Source organism: Streptomyces sp. CBMA152, from assembly GCF_014596475.1.
In the GTDB taxonomy this organism is placed as follows: Bacteria; Actinomycetota; Actinomycetes; order Streptomycetales; family Streptomycetaceae; genus Streptomyces.
The window spans coordinates 25,722-41,858 of the sequence record NZ_MECJ01000039.1; the positions used below are offsets into that span (position 1 = coordinate 25,722).

The 16,137-nt window shown below is 69.3% G+C and carries 13 protein-coding genes; 7 read left to right on the forward strand and 6 right to left on the reverse strand.

The genetic code is table 11. The features are described 5' to 3' along the window. Entirely contained in the window at positions 1-1,200 is a 1,200-nt protein-coding gene (gene mgt, locus BG418_RS38190) for a macrolide-inactivating glycosyltransferase (RefSeq protein WP_188278684.1), read from the forward strand. A gap of 181 nt (positions 1,201-1,381) precedes the next feature. Here the strand turns inward: mgt and BG418_RS38195 are convergent, their stop codons facing one another. Further along, positions 1,382-3,655 (reverse strand): MMPL family transporter, encoded by a 2,274-nt coding sequence (locus tag BG418_RS38195; protein WP_188278685.1) that lies wholly within the window; start codon positions 3,653-3,655, stop codon positions 1,382-1,384. Positions 3,656-4,067: 412 nt separating this feature from the next. On the opposite strand from BG418_RS38195, the gene BG418_RS38200 reads away from it, so the two are divergent. From BG418_RS38200 to BG418_RS38220, 5 genes are all read left to right on the forward strand, one after another. Continuing rightward, positions 4,068-5,270 carry a S8 family peptidase gene (locus BG418_RS38200; RefSeq protein ID WP_188278686.1) on the forward strand — a complete coding sequence of 401 codons (1,203 nt, stop codon included), beginning with the start codon at positions 4,068-4,070 and terminating at the stop codon, positions 5,268-5,270. Between the two features lie 76 nt (positions 5,271-5,346). Then, on the forward strand, positions 5,347-5,895 hold the full coding sequence (locus tag BG418_RS38205; RefSeq protein ID WP_188278687.1) for a DUF1697 domain-containing protein: 549 nt from the start codon (positions 5,347-5,349) through the stop codon (positions 5,893-5,895). Beyond that, positions 5,888-6,397, forward strand: a complete 510-nt coding sequence (locus BG418_RS38210; protein WP_188278688.1) for a DUF4440 domain-containing protein — start codon at positions 5,888-5,890, stop codon at positions 6,395-6,397. The genes BG418_RS38205 and BG418_RS38210 overlap by 8 nt, the downstream gene beginning before the upstream one ends. Before the next feature lie 42 nt (positions 6,398-6,439). Next, positions 6,440-7,066 carry a DsbA family protein gene (locus BG418_RS38215; protein WP_188278689.1) on the forward strand — a complete coding sequence of 209 codons (627 nt, stop codon included), beginning with the start codon at positions 6,440-6,442 and terminating at the stop codon, positions 7,064-7,066. 197 nt (positions 7,067-7,263) lie between these two features. After that, positions 7,264-9,885 carry a fibronectin type III domain-containing protein gene (locus BG418_RS38220; RefSeq protein WP_188278690.1) on the forward strand — a complete coding sequence of 874 codons (2,622 nt, stop codon included), beginning with the start codon at positions 7,264-7,266 and terminating at the stop codon, positions 9,883-9,885. Between the two features lie 143 nt (positions 9,886-10,028). Here the strand turns inward: BG418_RS38220 and BG418_RS38225 are convergent, their stop codons facing one another. Next, complete coding sequence (locus tag BG418_RS38225; protein WP_188278691.1) at positions 10,029-11,312, reverse strand: MFS transporter; 1,284 nt, start codon at positions 11,310-11,312, stop codon at positions 10,029-10,031. 84 nt (positions 11,313-11,396) lie between these two features. On the opposite strand from BG418_RS38225, the gene BG418_RS38230 reads away from it, so the two are divergent. Beyond that, positions 11,397-12,380 (forward strand): helix-turn-helix domain-containing protein, encoded by a 984-nt coding sequence (locus tag BG418_RS38230; protein WP_223186044.1) that lies wholly within the window; start codon positions 11,397-11,399, stop codon positions 12,378-12,380. Positions 12,381-12,440: 60 nt separating this feature from the next. Here the strand turns inward: BG418_RS38230 and BG418_RS38235 are convergent, their stop codons facing one another. From BG418_RS38235 to BG418_RS38250, 4 genes are read right to left on the reverse strand one after another with little or no spacing between them, the layout of a single operon-like run. Continuing rightward, positions 12,441-13,196 carry a sirohydrochlorin chelatase gene (locus tag BG418_RS38235; RefSeq protein ID WP_188278692.1) on the reverse strand — a complete coding sequence of 252 codons (756 nt, stop codon included), beginning with the start codon at positions 13,194-13,196 and terminating at the stop codon, positions 12,441-12,443. Positions 13,197-13,201: 5 nt separating this feature from the next. Beyond that, the gene (locus tag BG418_RS38240; protein WP_188278693.1) at positions 13,202-14,128 is read right to left on the reverse strand and encodes an ABC transporter permease; all 927 of its coding nucleotides are present in this window, start codon (positions 14,126-14,128) and stop codon (positions 13,202-13,204) included. Beyond that, entirely contained in the window at positions 14,115-14,903 is a 789-nt protein-coding gene (locus BG418_RS38245; RefSeq protein ID WP_188278694.1) for an ABC transporter ATP-binding protein, read from the reverse strand. The genes BG418_RS38240 and BG418_RS38245 overlap by 14 nt, the downstream gene beginning before the upstream one ends. Before the next feature lie 36 nt (positions 14,904-14,939). Next, a complete protein-coding gene (locus BG418_RS38250; RefSeq protein ID WP_188278695.1) occupies positions 14,940-16,055 on the reverse strand; it encodes an aliphatic sulfonate ABC transporter substrate-binding protein in 1,116 nt (371 codons plus the stop codon). Positions 16,056-16,137 lie beyond the last annotated feature (82 nt).

Here is a 16,137-nt window from a genome sequence, read left to right on the forward strand (position 1 = left end):
ATGAGCGAATCGAAGCGTGCCCACATCGCCATGTTCTCCATCGCTGCCCACGGGCACGTGAACCCGAGCCTTGAGGTCATCCGGGAACTCGTCTCCCGTGGGCACCGCGTGAGTTACGCGATCCCCGCGTCCTTTGCCGACAAGGTCGCCGAGACCGGCGCCGAGCCGGTGATCTACCGATCGACACTGCCCACGGAGGAGCACCCCGAGGAGTGGGGGACCGAACTGATCGACAACATCGAGCCGTTCCTCAACGATGCGATCCAGGCGCTGCCGCAGTTCATAGAGGCATTCGACGACGACCGGCCCGACGTCGTCATCAGCGACATCACCTCATACCCGGCCCCGGTGCTCGCCCACCGCTGGGGCGTCCCCTATCTCCAGCTCTCACCCAACCTGGTGGCGTGGGAGGGATACGAGGAGGAGGTGGCGGACCCGCTGTTCGCCGAGCTGCGCGCCTCCGAGCGGGGCAAGGCCTACTACGCCCGGTACCGGGCCTGGTTGGACGAGCACGGGATGGACCACACCGACCCCGACCGGCTCGTCGGCCGCCCCAGCCGGTCGCTCGTCCTGATCCCCCGCGTGCTCCAGCCGCACGCAGACCGGGTCGACGAGTCCGTCTACACCTTCGTCGGCGCCTGCCAGGGCGACCGGGCCGAACAGGGGGAGTGGCAGCGGCCGGCCGGGGCCGAGAAGGTGCTCCTGGTCTCCCTGGGGTCCACGTTCACCAAGCAGCCGGGCTTCTACCGGGAGTGTGTGAAGGCCTTCGGGGATCTGCCCGGGTGGCATGCGGTGCTGCAGATAGGCAAGTTCGTCGACGTTTCCGAGATCGGTGAGATACCCGCGAATGTGGAGGTGCACCACTGGGTGCCGCAGCTGGCGGTCCTGCGCCAGGCCGACGCGTTCATCACCCACGCGGGCGCGGGCGGCAGCCAGGAGGGGCTGGCCACCGCGACGCCGATGGTGGCGGTCCCGCAGGCCGTCGACCAGTTCGGTAACGCGGACATGCTCCAGTCGCTCGGAGTCGCCCGCCACATACCGATGGAGGAGGCCACGGCGGAGACCCTGCGTACGGCGGTCCTGGCTTTGGTCGACGACCCGGAGGTGGCCGAGCGGGCCGAGGCGGTGCGCCGGGCGATGGCCGGCGAGGGCGGCACCCACCAGGCGGCGGACCTGATCGAGGCGGCGCTCCACGACTGACGGGGGCCGGCGGCCGGGGCACGGTGACATGGTGGCGCGTCCCCAACTGGCGAAGGCCTAGGGGACACCTGCTGGCGCACCCCAGCGGGCAAGGACCCTGCGGCAACCCACCCGCGCACTCCAACGGGCAAGGGCCCGGGGAATGTTGCCCCCGAGCCCCTGTCCGTAACACCCCGATCGGTCAGACGTGGACCACCCGGTCCCGGTCCTCGTCACCGTAGGGGGCGGTCGACGGCGGCACCGTGACCGACTCGTCGTGGGTCATGTCCGGCAGCCAGTGCAGCCACTTCGGCAGGTACCAGTTGCGCTCGTCCAGCAGGGCCATGACCGCCGGGAGTAGTACACCCCGGATGATCGTGGCGTCGATCAGTACGGCGGTGGCGAGGCCCACGCCCATCTGCTTCATGGACTGCATCGACAGTGTGCCGAAGATCGCGAACACCGCCACCATGATGATCGCGGCGCTCGTCACCACGCCCGCCGTCGTCACCACACCGTGCTGGATCGCGTCGCGGGTCGAGCGGCCCTGGAGCTTGGCCTCGCGGATCCGCGACACCACGAACACGTGGTAGTCCATCGACAGGCCGAACAGGATCACGAAGAGGAAGAGAGGCAGCCAGGACACGATCGCGCCGACGCCTGCGGCGCCCACCAGCGAGGCGCCCCAGCCGTGCTGGAAGACAGCGGTCAGGATGCCGTAAGCGGCGCCCACCGAGAGGAGGTTGAGCACGATCGAGGTGATCGCGATCGTCAGCGAGCGGAAGCAGAGCAGCATCAGCAGGAAGGCGAAGACCACGACGAAGGCGAAGACCGGGGTCACCGCGCCGACGATCTTGGCGTTGAAGTCCTTGGATCCGGCGACCTGACCAGTGATCGGCGCGTCCAGGCCGTGCACCTTGCCCAGGGTGTCCGGGCGGACATGGTCGCGGAGCAGGTTCAGGCTCTTCTCCGCCTTCTTCTGGTCGGAGCCGCCGATCAGCGGGACATCGACGACGGCGACGTTCTCGGCGTCGTGCACGGTGACCTTCACCGGGCCGTCCGAGGCGCCTCGGCTGATCGCCTGCGTACGGAAGTCCGCGATGGCCTGCTTCACTTCCGGGGCGTTGATGTCGGCGGCCTTGATCACCACATTGGCCGGGCTGGCGCCGCCGGGGAAGGTCTGGTTGACGCGGTCATAGGTGCCGACGATGGGCAGCGAGTTGCCGAACTCCTGGTCCAGCGTGAGGTTCTGGGTGTGCATGCCGAGCGCCGGAACGGCGATCGCGATGAGCGCGCCGGCGGCGATCACGAGGGCTGCCTTGGGGCGGCGGAGCACGACGCCGAGGACCGCGCGCCAGATCCGGCTCTCGCCGTTGCGGTTGCGGTTGTGGTTGCCCTTGCGACGCTTGATGCGGTTGAGGAACGGCAGCCGGCCCTTCTCGACGCGCTCGCCGAGGAGTGACAGCAGGGCGGGCAGCACCGTCACGGAGCCGACCATCGCCACCGCGACCACCATCAGGGAGGCCAGACCCATCGCCTCGAACTCGGCGAGCCCGGTGAAGAGCATGCCCGCCATGGCGACGCAGACCGTCACACCGGAGACGATGATCGCGCGTCCGCTGGTCGCGGCCGCGATGCGCAGCGCCGTCTGGGCGTCGCGTCCGGCGGCGCGCTCCTCGCGTTCGCGGCGCAGATAGAAGAGGCAGTAGTCGACGCCGACGGCGAGACCGACCAGGAGCATCACCGAGTTGGCGGTGTCGCTCATCGGCTGGAGGTGGCTGACGATCGCCATCAGGCCCATGGTGGCGATGATCGCGGTGAGTGCCAGGGCGACCGGGAGCAGAGCCGCGACCAGGGCGCCGAAGGCGATGAGGAGGATGCCGAGGGCGACGGGGACCGCCGAGTACTCGGCCTTCTTGAAGTCGTCACCGAATGCGTCCTTGAACGTCTTGCCCATGCTGGCGCTGCCGATCTCCTCGATCCGCAGCCCCTGGTGTTCGCCCTGCACCTTCTTCACCGCGTCGAGCACGGGAGCTATTCGATCGGGCGCGGTGTCGGCGTCGCCGCGCACATCGAACTGGACCAGTGCGCTGCGGCCGTCCTTGGAGAGAGTCTTCGCCGTATACGGCGAGGTCACCTTGGTCACCTGGCCGGTGCTGTCGACCGCCTTCATCACGGCGTCGACGGCGGAACGGAAAGCTGGGTCGGTGGCCTTGGTGGTGCTGTCGTTGGCCTGGATGAAGACGGTTTCGCCTGCCGGCTCTTTCAAGCCCGCGTCATCGATGATCTTCTGCGCCTGGCCGACCTCGCCGGGGAGCTGGTTGTCCTTGACGTTGACCCGTCCGGTCGCCGAGCCGATGCCCATGGCGAGGACGACGAAGAGCACCCAGATCACCACCGCCGCCCAGCGGTGCCGGGCACTCCAGCCGCCGGCTCGCGCGGCTACGCCACGCACCCTTGTGACCCCATTGACCATGACGAGTAAGCCCCCTGGTTGAGCGGTGGCAGCCTCGCGCCGCCATCCCACTACGACGTTAGGGGCACTATCCGGCCGTCTCGTCGTGCTTCTCGGTGAACCGGTGGTCCGGTATCTACTCCCTGCGATGTGGGGGCATCCCCTAGAAGTCGGATTCAAGCCCCTTACACGTAAAGGGGATTGAGGGGGAAGTTCCGGTTCCGTGTCAACACAGAGTATCCACCAAGCCTGCACAAAGTCCGAGTTGCCCGAGCCTGGCCGGTTTTTTATTACGAAGCCTTGTTGCCTAAGTCACAGCTGCGTGGAGCCCTTGATCTGTGCTCATCAATCGGCAAAGGTTTCGAAGCAGCCCCGGAAACTTTCCGTCCGGTATGCAAACCCCCCACAAAGAATGACGAGGAGAGCCCTCTTCATGGCAACTCACAAGCGCAAAAGCCGTCTTAAGCTCACTGCCGCGATAACCGCCGTAGCAGCCGCGGCCGGAGTAACGCTCATGACCTCCGAGTTCGCCGGCGCGGCGCCGGCCGAGGGCACGGTCTACGGGCTCGACGCCAAGGGCACCATCGACGGCAGCTACATCGTCCTCATGGACGGGCAGGCGTCCTCGGACGCCAAGAAGAAGCTCGCCGATGAGTACGGTGGCAAGCTTCAGCGCGACTACTCGGCCGTCAACGGCTTCTCGGCCAGCGGGCTTTCGGAGAAGGAGGCCAAGCAGCTGGCCGCCGACCCGGCCGTCGGCAAGGTCGTCCAGAACAAGAAGTTCCACATCGAGGCCACGCAGGCCAACCCGCCGTCCTGGGGTCTTGACCGGATCGACCAGGCCGAGACCGCCGGTGACGGCAAGTACACCTACCCGGACAGCGCGGGCGACGGTGTCACCGCGTATGTCATCGACACGGGCGTCCGCATCAGCCACAAGGACTTCGGCGGCCGTGCCTCGTACGGCTTCGACGCGGTCAACAACGACAACAACGCCGACGACGGCAACGGCCACGGCACGCATGTCGCCGGGACCATCGCCGGAACCGCGCACGGTGTCGCGAAGAAGGCGAAGATCGTCGCCGTTCGCGTGCTCGACAACCAGGGCTCCGGGAGTACCGAGCAGGTCGTCGCGGGCATCGACTGGGTCACCAAGAACCACAAGGGCCCCTCGGTCGCCAACATGAGCCTCGGCGGCTCCGCCGACCCGGCGCTCGACGCGGCCGTGCAGAAGGCGATCGCCTCCGGCGTCACCTTCGCCGTGGCGGCGGGCAACGAGTCCACCGATGCGGGCAACGGCTCGCCGGCCCGGGTGCCGGAGGCGATCACCGTGGCCTCCTCCACCAAGGACGACAAGCAGTCCGACTTCTCCAACTTCGGCTCCGTCGTCGACCTCTACGCCCCCGGCTCGGACATCACCTCCGACTGGAACACCGACGACAACGCCACCAAGACCATCTCGGGCACGTCCATGGCCACCCCGCACGTCGTCGGCGCCGCAGCCGTCTACCTCGCGGGCCACAAGGACGCCACCCCGGCCCAGGTCTCGGCGGCGCTCACCGGTGGAGCCACCCCGGACAAGATCTCCAACCCGGGCGCGGGCACCCCGAACAAGCTGCTGAAGATCGTCGAGTAACCGTCCCTCAGCAGACGTGACCGGCGGTCCCCGTGCCATCCCCCACGAGGCACGGGGGCCGTCCTATCGTGTGCGCATGACGACGATGTACGCCGCACTGCTGCGCGGTATCAATGTGGGCGGCGCCAAGAAGGTCCCGATGGCGGAGCTCAGAGCGCTTCTGGGCGAGCTGGGCCACGGGGCCGTACGCACGTATCTGAACAGCGGGAACGCCGTCTTCAGCAGCGAGTCCGACGATACGGACGCGCTCGCCGCAGACCTGGAGCGGGCCATCGCGAAGCACTTCGGCTTCGAGGTCGCCTGCATAGTGCGCACCGGCAGCTATCTGAAGGCCGTGCTCGACGCCTGCCCCTTCCCCGCCGAGGAGCTGGAGGGCAAGCAGCTGCACGTCACGTTCTTCTCCGGCCCGGCCGAGCCGGACCGCTTCGAGGCGATCGACCCGAAGGCGTTCGCACCGGAGGAGTTCCGCCTGGGCGATCAGGTCCTCTACCTTTACGCGCCCGACGGCCTCGGCAGGTCCAAGCTGGCGGAGGCGCTGTCGAAGCCCTCCCGGCTCAAGGGCATCGACGCCACGTCCCGTAACTGGAACACCCTGAAGGCGCTCGTGGAGATGACCCGTGACTGAGCGCACGCCTGGCGCGGGGTCGGAGTCGGAACCGACGCCGTCCGCCGAATCCACGCCGTCTGCCCAGCCCGAGCCCGAACCCGTCCACGCCGACGGGTTCACCCCGGCCGTCGAGGCCGCCATCGAGAGTGAGCTGCGGCTGCTCGACCCCGATGTCCGCTCCTCGCCCGAGCTGATGGGGTCGTATCTGCATCCGGAGTTCACCGAGTTCGGCGCGTCCGGGCGGCGGTGGGACCGGGCATCGATCCTCGCCGTGCCCGCGAGTGAGGTCGCCAACTGGGTCCGTCCTGTCACCACCTCCCATATGACCGGGGTACAGCTCGCCCCCGACCTGGTGCATCTGACCTTTGACACCGAGTACAACGGGCGGCTGGCCCACCGGAGTTCCCTGTGGCGGCACACGGATGTGGGGTGGTTGCTCTACTTCCATCAGGCGACGCCGTACGGTCAGCGCGAACCGGAGGAGCAGGATCCCGAAGTGGCCCAGTCGGGCGATGCGTGAATGGCCCGTACATCCGTGCCAATAAGTGGCTACGGTCGTCTCATGAACACCGCTGAGAACACCGCTCCCACCACCGTCGACTTCTACTTCGACCCCGCCTGCCCGTTCGCCTGGATCACCTCCCGTTGGATGCTGGAGGTCGAGCCGCAGCGGAACATCGACCTTCGGTTCCGGGTGATGAGCCTGTATCTGCACAACATCGGCAATGAACTCCCGGACTGGTACCGGGAGTTGGTCGACAACTCGATACGGCCGGTCCGGGTGGCGATCGCGGCCGCGCAGGCGCACGGGGACGGGGTGCTGCGGGACCTCTACACCGCGTTCGGTACGCGGATCCACCAGCAGAAGAACAAGGACTTCGACGCGGTCATCGCCGAATCCCTCGCCGAGCTGGGACTGCCTGCCGAGCTGGCCGACGCCGCGTATGACTCGTCGTTCGACGAGGCGGTGCGGCTCAGCCATGACGCGGGTAAGGACCCGGAGGCGGACGGGTATGTCGGAACGCCGACGATGCATCTGGATGGGACCGTCTATTTTGGGCCTGTACTGAGCTCCATCCCGCGCGGCGAGGAGGCTGCTCGTCTCTTTGACAGCTTCCGGGTCATCGCTGGGTACCCGGACTTCTTTGAGCTGAAGCGGACGCGGACCGGGGCTTTGAACTTCGACTGAGTCTGCGGGCCGGTGGGGGCTTGTCGCGCAGTTCCCCGCGCCCCTAGGTGATCGGCGGCAGCCCGTAACGTCAGTGATCCGATGACTGACCCAACTCGCGGGCCTTTCCTAGGAGTTCGCGACCGACCTGTTGACCGTAGCGCGTCAATGCTCCTATGTTTCCCGGGACTCATGTGGCTGATCCCCTGGGAGGGAACATGCCCGTCAGATCCGCGCTGATCGCTGCGCTCGCCGCCCTCGTGATCGGTGGGCCCGGCCTGGTTACGTCCGCTGGGGCCGGGGCCCGCCCGGCGCCCGGTGCGGCCGACGTCTACGTCTCCCCGGTCGGGCAGGACGCCGCCGACGGCACGGGGGCGCATCCCGTCCGTACCCTCACCCGCGCCCGCGATCTGGCGCGGAGCCGGGCGGCGCGCTCTGACGGGGACCAGGCCGTTCACCTCGCGTCCGGTACGTACCGGATGGCCGGGCCGCTCGTGCTCGACGGACGGGACTCCGGGCAGGGTGGGCATCGGATCGTGTGGCAGGGGGTCGGGGCCGACTCCACGCTCATCAGCGGCGGCCGCAAGGTCGACGGGTGGCGGCCCACACCCGGGCGTCCCGGGCTCTGGTCCGCTCCGGCGCCCCAAGGGCTGGACGACACGCGGCAGTTGTACGTGGACGGCGTACGCGCACAGCGTGCCCGGGGTGAGGTGCCGGTAGGGCTGAGTGTGACGGCGACCGGCTACACCGCCACCGCCGACACGATCGCGCGCTGGCGGCATCCGGCCGACGCCGAGTTCGTCTACACCGGCGGCGAACCCCTCTGGAACGTCGAGCGCAATGGTCTCGGGCAGTGGACCGAGCCGCGCTGCCGGATCGCCGCCGCGCAGGGCACCACGATCACCATGGCCCAGCCGTGCTGGGACAACTCCACCAAGCGAGTGGAGTTCCCCGACCGTCCCGGCCGGACCGTCAGCATGGTCGGCCCCGGGCGGCTCACCAACAACGGCAAGGCGTCGTACATCGAGAACGCGTATGAACTCCTCGACCAGCCCGGCGAGTGGTACCTCGACCGGTCCGCGCACACCGTCTACTACCTGCCGCGCGCGGGCGAGGACCTGACCAGCGCCGATGTCGAGGCGGCGGCCGCCGAGAAGCTGGTCGACGGGCGCGGCACGCAGGCCGCGCCGCTGCACGATGTCGCCTTCCAAGGGCTCCAATTCGGCTACGCCACCTGGCTCACCCCGTCGAAGCCCGAGGGGTTCTCCGAGATCCAGGCCGGTTACACCATCACCGGTCCGACCGGCTGGGCCACCCAGGGTCTCTGCGGCTTCGTCGACGGCGGCACCTGCCCGTTCGCGTCCTGGACGAAGATGCCGGGCAACGTGTCCTTCACGTATGGCCAACGTATCGACATCGAAGACAGCGTCTTCGCGCATCTGGGTGCCGCCGGGCTGGAGCTCGGCGCGGGGACCAGCGATGCCCGCGTGCGCGGGAGCGTCTTCACCGACATCTCCGGGAACGGGCTGGAGATCGGTGGTGTGGATGGTCAACCTGCCGTATCCGGCGTCGAAGTGACGGACAATCATCTGTACGGGCTGCCTCGCGAGTACCACGGTGGCGTCGGCATCCTCGACGGTTACACCCAGCACACCACCATCGCCCACAACCAGCTCGACCACCTCGGCTACAGCGCGATCTCCCTGGGCTGGGGCGGCTGGCCCGACAAGATCGGCTCGCCCGCGACGCCCAATCCGAGCCATGACAACGTCGTACGGGACAACCTGATCCACGACTACATGCAGCTGCTCGACGACGGTGGCGGCGTCTACACCCAGGGGTTGACCGGGACTTCTCTGGGTGATGGCGAGAAGGTCACCGGGAATGTCATCCACGACCAGTGGGGTCTCGGCAAGAGCGTGTACACCGACAACGGTTGTACGTACGAGACGGTTCAGGGCAACGTCCTGTACGGGGCTGCGTACGCCAATGTCGCCAGCCGCCACACCGACTACCGCGACGCGCTCGGCAACAACGACCCGACCCTGATCAAGGGCAACTGGTGGGAGGAGGGGACGGCCGACAGTTCCAGCAAGGGGCTGGTGACCAGCGGGAACCGCATCATGGCCGGGCTCTCCGATGTGCCCGCGGATGTTCTTGCCAACGCCGGGATCGAGCCCGCGTACCGGGGGATCCTCGATCGTGCGGTCGAGGCGCCTGCCGTGCCGGAAGCGCCCGCGCGGGTGGGGACGAGCAGTGGTGGTGCGGACGGGTTGTACGTGACCTTCAATCCGAGCTTCGTGGAGGGCGGGTCTCCGGTTACGGGGTACACCGCGTATGCCCTGCGGGCGGACGGGACCGAGGCCGCGCGGGCGAGTGTTGATGTGGCGGAGTTCAAGCGGCTGGGTTACGTACGGGTCGGTCAACTCGGTGCTGGTCAGGGGCCGTTCCGGGTGGTCGTGACCGCGCGGAACGCCAACGGTGAGAGTGCGGCCTCGCTTGCCTCGGCGCCGCTCTCGCCCTCGGCCGCGTCCGTGCTGCCCGGTGCGCCCACCGGTCCCCGGCTGCGGACTGCCGCCCGTGCGGCCACGGTTGCCTGGACTCCGCCCGCGGTCACGGGGGATGCCAAGGTGATCGGTTACCGGATCACCGTCTCGGACGGGCGGGTTGTCGCCGTCGGCGGGCGGGATGTGCTGGTCACGCAGGCGTCCGGTAAGGGGATGTTCCGGGTGCTGGGTGGGTTGGACCCGGGGACCTCTTATACGGTCTCGATCGCTGCGGTGACGGTGGCGGGGGTTGGGCCGGGGGTGTCGGCTACGGGCACCACGGCTGCCGGATAGGGCGGCGGCCTCTGGCTGCGGACCGTGCGTGGCTGGTCGCGCAGTTCCCCGCGCCCCTTCAAGGGCTACCCGGACCTTTCGTCTGCGGACCGTGCTGGGTTGCTCGCGCAGTTCCCCGCGCCCCTAAAGGGGCACGGTCCCCCTCACGCCGACGCCTTCTCCCCCCGCCACTCCCCATCCCGCTGCGCCCACCGCACCGCCGGGCGTACGGCGAGGCCCGCTGCTGCGAAGAGTGCGGCCAGGAACGCCCAGCCTGCGAAGCCGTGGCCTACCGCCGTCACCGTTACCAGCGCCGGGCCCGCCATCATCGCTGCTGCCGCGCCCGAGCTGAAGACGCCCTGGTAGACGCCGTGGGCGCGGGAGTCGGCGAGTTCGTAGCCGAGGGTCCAGCCGCCTGCCGAGGACAGGACCTCGCCGAACACCTGGATCACCGAGCCCGCCGCGAGCACGGCCACCGCCCAGATCGGGGAGAGCCCGGCGGAGAGGGCGAAGACCACGCACGCCGCGCCGAGCAGCAGACCCGCTCGGCTCATCGCCCGCACCGATGCCGCCACGTCCTTGACGCCCCGGGTCGCGCGTACCTGGAGCAGGGCCACCAGTACACAGTTGACGATCATCACCATCGCGACCGTCCAGCGCGGGGCGTCGGTGTTCTGGGCGATCCACAGCGGCATGCCGACCTCAAGGAGGCTGAACTGGAGCATCGTCACGGCGTTGAGCATGGTCACCGTCAGGTACGGCAGGTCGCGGACCGCGCGCCAGCGGCTCTCGGCCGGGGTGTCGGTCTTGCCGTCCGCCCCGCGCGCGGCCGTGGCGGCCTCGTTGAGCGGCAGCGAACGGACGAGAAGGGCGGGGATCGCGAAGGTCGCCGCGTCGAAGAGGATCAGGGCGACATAGGCGCCCCGGGTGTCGAGCTGGAGCGCGACCGCGCCGATCCCGCCGCCCAGGCCCATGGACGCGTTGGTGACCATCCGCAGATAGCCGCGCGCCTCGACGCGGGTCGCGGCGGGCAGTACGTCCGCGAAGAGCGCGCCCTTGACGCCCCAGCCCGCCTGGTTGAGCGCGCCGAAGCAGACGGCCGCCAGCAGGAAGCCCGCGTACCCATGGACCAGGGAGTATCCGGCCATCGCCACTCCGCAGCCCAGCCACAGCACCGCGATCACCCGGCGGCTGCCCCAGCGGTCCGAGGCGCGCCCGGCCGGGATGCCGGCGGCGACGCCGAACAGTCCGGCGATGGTGAGGCCGAAGCCGACCTGGGTCGCGCCGATGCCGCAGATGCGGGTGAAGTAGAGCACGCTGACCGGGAAAAAGAGGCCGTTGCCGAAGGAGTTGAGGGCGGTCATCACGGCGAGGCGGCGCAGCACCGGCTCGGTGGGGAGGACGGCGGATCTGGCCGAGCGGGGGCGGGTCTGGGTGGTGGCGGTCATACGTCCACTCAACCCGTGGTGTACACGCCAGGGGCAGTCATTTAGTGTCCGGCTAAAAGCATGGGACGCGGGGGGCGGCCGGAAATGATCGAGTTCAGGTTCGGGGTCGGTGATCTGGCCAGTACGTCGTTCGCGTACTCGCCCTTCCAGGAGACGGTCTACTCGCTGTGGGGCTGGTGGGACGTCTCCCGGTTTCCGCATCAGCGGCCGTGGCTGCGTCGGCTGAGGCCGTTGTACGAGCGTCAGGACACCGAGCTGTTCGCCGCGCTCATCGCCCCGCACGGCTTCATCCCGGACTTCCTCACGCCCCGGCCGGAGCGCGTACGGCCCTCGTTCGCCGAGCAGTTGGCGCAGTTGCGAGCCACGCCGCTGGAAGTCATCGAGCCCGACTTCCGTCGTACGTTCGGTCCCGACGCGGATCTTCCGCCGGTCATCCGCGAAGGCCTTGCCGACCCGGCCGCTCTCCTGGAGCGGATCGCCTCCGCCTTCGACCGGTACTGGCACGAATGCCTCGCCCCCGACTGGTGGCCCAGGGCCAGGGCGGTCCTGGAGGCCGATCTCGCGCATCAGTCACGGGTGCTCGCCGAGCAGGGTGCGGTGGGGCTCTTCCCTGACCTCGACAAGCGGCTGACCTGGCGCTCCGGTGTGCTGCGGCTCCGGCATCCGATCCCGGACAAGTGGCCCGCGGCCGACATCCAGGTGGCCGGACGCGGCATGGTGCTGATCCCGACGACGTTCGCGCGCGGCGCCATGACCACCGTCGACGCCACCCTGCCGCCGGTGCTCAACTACCCGGCGCACGGCCGGGGAACGCTCTCCGAGATGCCGCCGCCGGTCAGCGACCGCGCCCTGGTCCGCCTCCTCGGCCCGGCCCGGGCCCGCCTGCTGACCCTGCTCGCCGAACCGGCCACCACCACGGAACTCGCCCGGCGCCTCGACGTCACCCCGGGCGCGGTCAGCCAGCACCTGTCCGTCCTGTACGACGCGGGCCTGCTGCACCGGGCCCGACGCGGCCGGGGCGTGGAGTACGCGCGCACGGCGCTGGGGGAGGAACTGGTCAGAGGGTGAGCCGGTGGTTCGGCCGGTCCAGCGCTGCCCCAGCCGGGCCCCGCGCCCGCAGCCGCCTGCTCAGGCGCTCAGCACCTGCGCCCGCCCCGCCCGCACCCGCGCCTCGTCGTACCGTACGAGCAGCAGCCGGGCCAACTCCGGTGCCGCGCCCAGGACTTCGGCCAGGACGTCCGCGTCCTCGGCGCCCCGGGCGATGCGGTCCGGCAGGAAGCCGGGGGCGATGACGTACGGGGCGACGGCGACCTGTCGTACACCCTGCGCCCGGAGTTCCCGTACGGCGTCCTCCGTACGGGGTAGAGCAGCGGAGGCGAACGCAGGTCGCACGGCGCACCAACCGGTGTGCCGCAGCTCCCGCGCGATTTCAGCGATCACTGCGATCGCCTCCGGGTCCGTGGAGCCCGCCGAGGCCAGGACGAGCCCGGTCGAGCGTTTGTCGGCGGGGGCGAGCCCCGCCCGGTGGAAGGCCTCGTCCAGCCGCCGCTCCAGGGTGGCGAGCAGCAGCGGCGAGGGGCCGAGGACATCGGCGAGCGCGATGTCCAGGCGCGCCGGTGCCTGGGCGAGCACGGCCGGGATGTCGGCCTTGGCGTGGAAGGCGCGGGTCAGCAGCAGCGGCAGCGCCACCACGTCCCGTACTCCTTCGAAGGCCAGCCGTTCCAAGACTTGGGGAACGGCGGGTGCGTTGAAGTCCAGGAAGCCGGTCTCCACGCGCAGCCCGGGGCGCAGCGACCGCACCCGCCGTACCAGGGCGTGCACGGTCGCCGCGTGCCGCGGATCGCGGCTGCCGTGGGCGACGAGGAGGAGGACCGGGGCGGACATCGGGATCAGCCCTTCACCAGCAGTCCGCGGCTGCGCAGCACATAGCGCTCCAGTGGGCTGAAGATCAGCAGGTCGATGGCGATGCCGATGATCAGGATGAGGAAGATGGCGAGGAAGACGCCCGGCATGTCGGAGTTGTTGCGGCCGTTCTCCAGCAACTGGCCGAGTCCCAGGCCGAGATCGGGGGAGGAGGCGATGATCTCGGCGGCCATCAGCGAGCGCCAGGAGAACGCCCAGCCCTGCTTCAGACCCGCCAGATAGCCGGGCAGGGCGGCGGGCATCACGATGTGCCAGGTGCCGCGCAGGCCGGTGGCGCCGAGCGTGCGGCCCGCGCGCAGGAAGAGCGGCGGGACCTGGTCGACCCCGGAGACCAGGCCGTTGGCGATCGACGGCACCGCGCCGAGCAGGATCACCGCGTACATCATCGAGTTGTTCAGACCCAGCCAGATCACCGACGGGGGCACCCACGCCACCGACGGCAGCGACTGGAGTCCGGACAGGATCGGGCCGATCGCCGCGCGGATGAACTTCACCCGGGCCACGATCAGACCCAGCGGGGTGCCGATCGCCAGCGCGAGCAGGAAGCCCAGCAGACCGCGCGAGACGCTGGTCCACACGATGTCGAACAGGGTGCCCTGGAGCCACAGGTCCTTCAGGCCCGACAAGACCGAGGACGGCGAGGGCAGCTTGGTGTCGTCGGCGACCTTCGCCCACACCAGACCCTGCCAGACCACCAGGACCAGCGCGATCGCGGTCAGCGGCGGCAGCACCTTCTTGAGCAGCACCTCGCGTACGGGCGTGCGGTGGGACTGCACGGCGTCCAGGGCGTCGAGGCCCGCCTCCAGACCCGCGAGGTCGTCGCGGGTCCCGGTGTTCTTGGCGCGGTGCCCGTCGGGGGATTCTTCGACCGTGCCGGTCTCAGTGCTGGCCATGTCGGCGGATCTCCCCACGCAGTTGTTCGGTGATCTCTACGGAGAGCTCCGCGACGGCGGAGTCCTCGATGCGGCGCGGCTGCGGAATGTCCACGGTCCACTGGTGGGCCACCCGGCCGGGCCGGGACGACAGGAGCACCACGCGCTGGGCGAGGCGGACGGCCTCGCGCACGTTGTGCGTGACGAAGAGGACCGACAGGTTCGTCTCGCGCCAGATGCGGGTCAGCTCGTCGTGCAGCACGTCCCGGGTGATCGCGTCGAGCGCCGCGAACGGCTCGTCCATCAGGAGGAGTTGGCTGTCCTGGGCGATCGCGCGGGCCATCGCGACCCGCTGGCGCATACCGCCGGACAGCTCGTGCACCCGCTTGCCGTACGCGCCGTTCAGCCGCACCAGTTCGAGCAGCTCCTCGGCGCGGGTGCGCCGCTCCGTCTTGGCGACGCCCCGCAGGCGCAGCGCCAGCTCGATGTTCTTGCCCGCGGTCAGCCAGGGGAACAGCGCGTGCTCCTGGAACATCAGGGCGGGCCGGCCGCCCGGCGTCTCGATCGACCCGGAGGTCGGCCTGTCGAGCCCGGCGACCAGGTTGAGCAGCGTCGACTTGCCGCACCCGGAGGCCCCCAGGAGGGTGACGAACTCGCCCGGCGCCACATCGAGCGTGATGTCGTCGAGCACGAGCTGCGGGCCGGCCGGTCCGGAGAAGGACTTCGATACGTGCCCGATCCGGGCCGCGTACTCCACCGTCTCGCGGTCCTCGGCCTTGGCGAGGGCAGTGGCCATGGTCGTCACCTCCTGGGAACTGGTGCGGGTGCGGGCTTACTTGGGGCCGAAACCGGCGTCGGCGACCTCGGGTCGGCCCAGGGCCTTGAGGACCTTGTTGAGCGGGGCCAGGTCGTAGATGCCGTCCAGGTCGGGCTTCTTGAGCAGACCGGCCTTGACCGCGTGGTCGGCCTCGATGCCGAGGGTGGCGGCCAGTGGGTCGTCGAGGGTCTTGATGGACTTCCATGCCGGGTCGAGGACGTTGGCCGGGAGCGCCTTGCCGCTGAGCGACTTCAGGGCGGCGTTGGCGGAGGCCTTGGCCTTGTCCGGGTTGGCCGTGATCCACTCGTTGGTCTTCACCGAGCCGCGCAGCACCGCCTCGACGACGTCCGGGTGGGCCTTGAGGAACTTCTGCGACACGATGACGTTCGTGATCACGAACTCCTTGTCGGCCCACAGGTCCGCCTCGTCGAGCAGCACCTTGGCGCCCTGCGAGACCAGCTTGGACGCGGTCGGCTCCGGCACCCAGGCGCCGTCGATGGAGCCGGACTTGTAGGCGTCCGGGGTGATCTTGTTGTCCGTGCGGACGACGGAGACGTCACCCTTGCCGCTCTGTGCGTCGACCTTCCAGCCCTTGGTCGCGATCCAGTTGAGGAGGGCCACGTCCTGTGTGTTGCCGAGCTGCGGGGTGGCGATCTTCTTGCCCTTGACGTCGTCCAGGGACTTGATCTTGTCCGGGTTCACCACGAGCTTCACGCCGCCCGAGGCGGAGCCGGCGATGATGCGCAGGTTCTGGCCCTTGGACTTGGTGTAGCCGTTGATCGAGGGGGAGGGGCCGATCCAGCCGATGTCGATCGCCCCGGCGTTCAGCGCCTCGATCTCCGAGGGGCCCGCGTTGAAGGTGGAGGTCTTCAGCTGGGTGCCGCCCAGCTCCTTCTGGAACAGGCCCTCCTGGACGCCGACGAGGGCGGTGGCGTGCGTGATGTTCGGGAAGTAGCCGATCTTCACGCTGTCCGCCGAGAGCTTCTTGCCGTCGGCGACGGAACCGGCGTTCTGGCTGTCGGACTTCTTCTCGGAGCCGTAGCTGCACGCGGAGAGCGCGCCGAGGAGCACGGGGAGAGCGGCGGCGGCGACGAGGCCGCGGCGTAGGAGCTGAGAGCGGATGGCAGGCACGGGAGGTGTTCCTCTCGTTGGCCCGGCGGTCAACTAACCCTGGGGACAAGGGTATTGGCCGGGAGGTCGGCAGGTCTTCGTC

Bases quoted from the DNA above. Each gene is read 5' to 3' on its own strand.
- BG418_RS38220 (WP_188278690.1), top strand. From the start codon at position 7,264: ATGCCCGTCAGATCCGCGCTGATCGCTGCGCTCGCCGCCCTCGTGATC.
- BG418_RS38195 (WP_188278685.1), bottom strand. From the start codon at position 3,655: ATGGTCAATGGGGTCACAAGGGTGCGTGGCGTAGCCGCGCGAGCCGGC.
- BG418_RS38200 (WP_188278686.1), top strand. From the start codon at position 4,068: ATGGCAACTCACAAGCGCAAAAGCCGTCTTAAGCTCACTGCCGCGATA.
- BG418_RS38245 (WP_188278694.1), bottom strand. From the start codon at position 14,903: ATGGCCACTGCCCTCGCCAAGGCCGAGGACCGCGAGACGGTGGAGTAC.
- BG418_RS38215 (WP_188278689.1), top strand. From the start codon at position 6,440: ATGAACACCGCTGAGAACACCGCTCCCACCACCGTCGACTTCTACTTC.
- BG418_RS38235 (WP_188278692.1), bottom strand. From the start codon at position 13,196: ATGTCCGCCCCGGTCCTCCTCCTCGTCGCCCACGGCAGCCGCGATCCG.
- BG418_RS38240 (WP_188278693.1), bottom strand. From the start codon at position 14,128: ATGGCCAGCACTGAGACCGGCACGGTCGAAGAATCCCCCGACGGGCAC.
- BG418_RS38225 (WP_188278691.1), bottom strand. From the start codon at position 11,312: ATGACCGCCACCACCCAGACCCGCCCCCGCTCGGCCAGATCCGCCGTC.
- BG418_RS38230 (WP_223186044.1), top strand. From the start codon at position 11,397: ATGATCGAGTTCAGGTTCGGGGTCGGTGATCTGGCCAGTACGTCGTTC.
- mgt (WP_188278684.1), top strand. From the start codon at position 1: ATGAGCGAATCGAAGCGTGCCCACATCGCCATGTTCTCCATCGCTGCC.
- BG418_RS38205 (WP_188278687.1), top strand. From the start codon at position 5,347: ATGACGACGATGTACGCCGCACTGCTGCGCGGTATCAATGTGGGCGGC.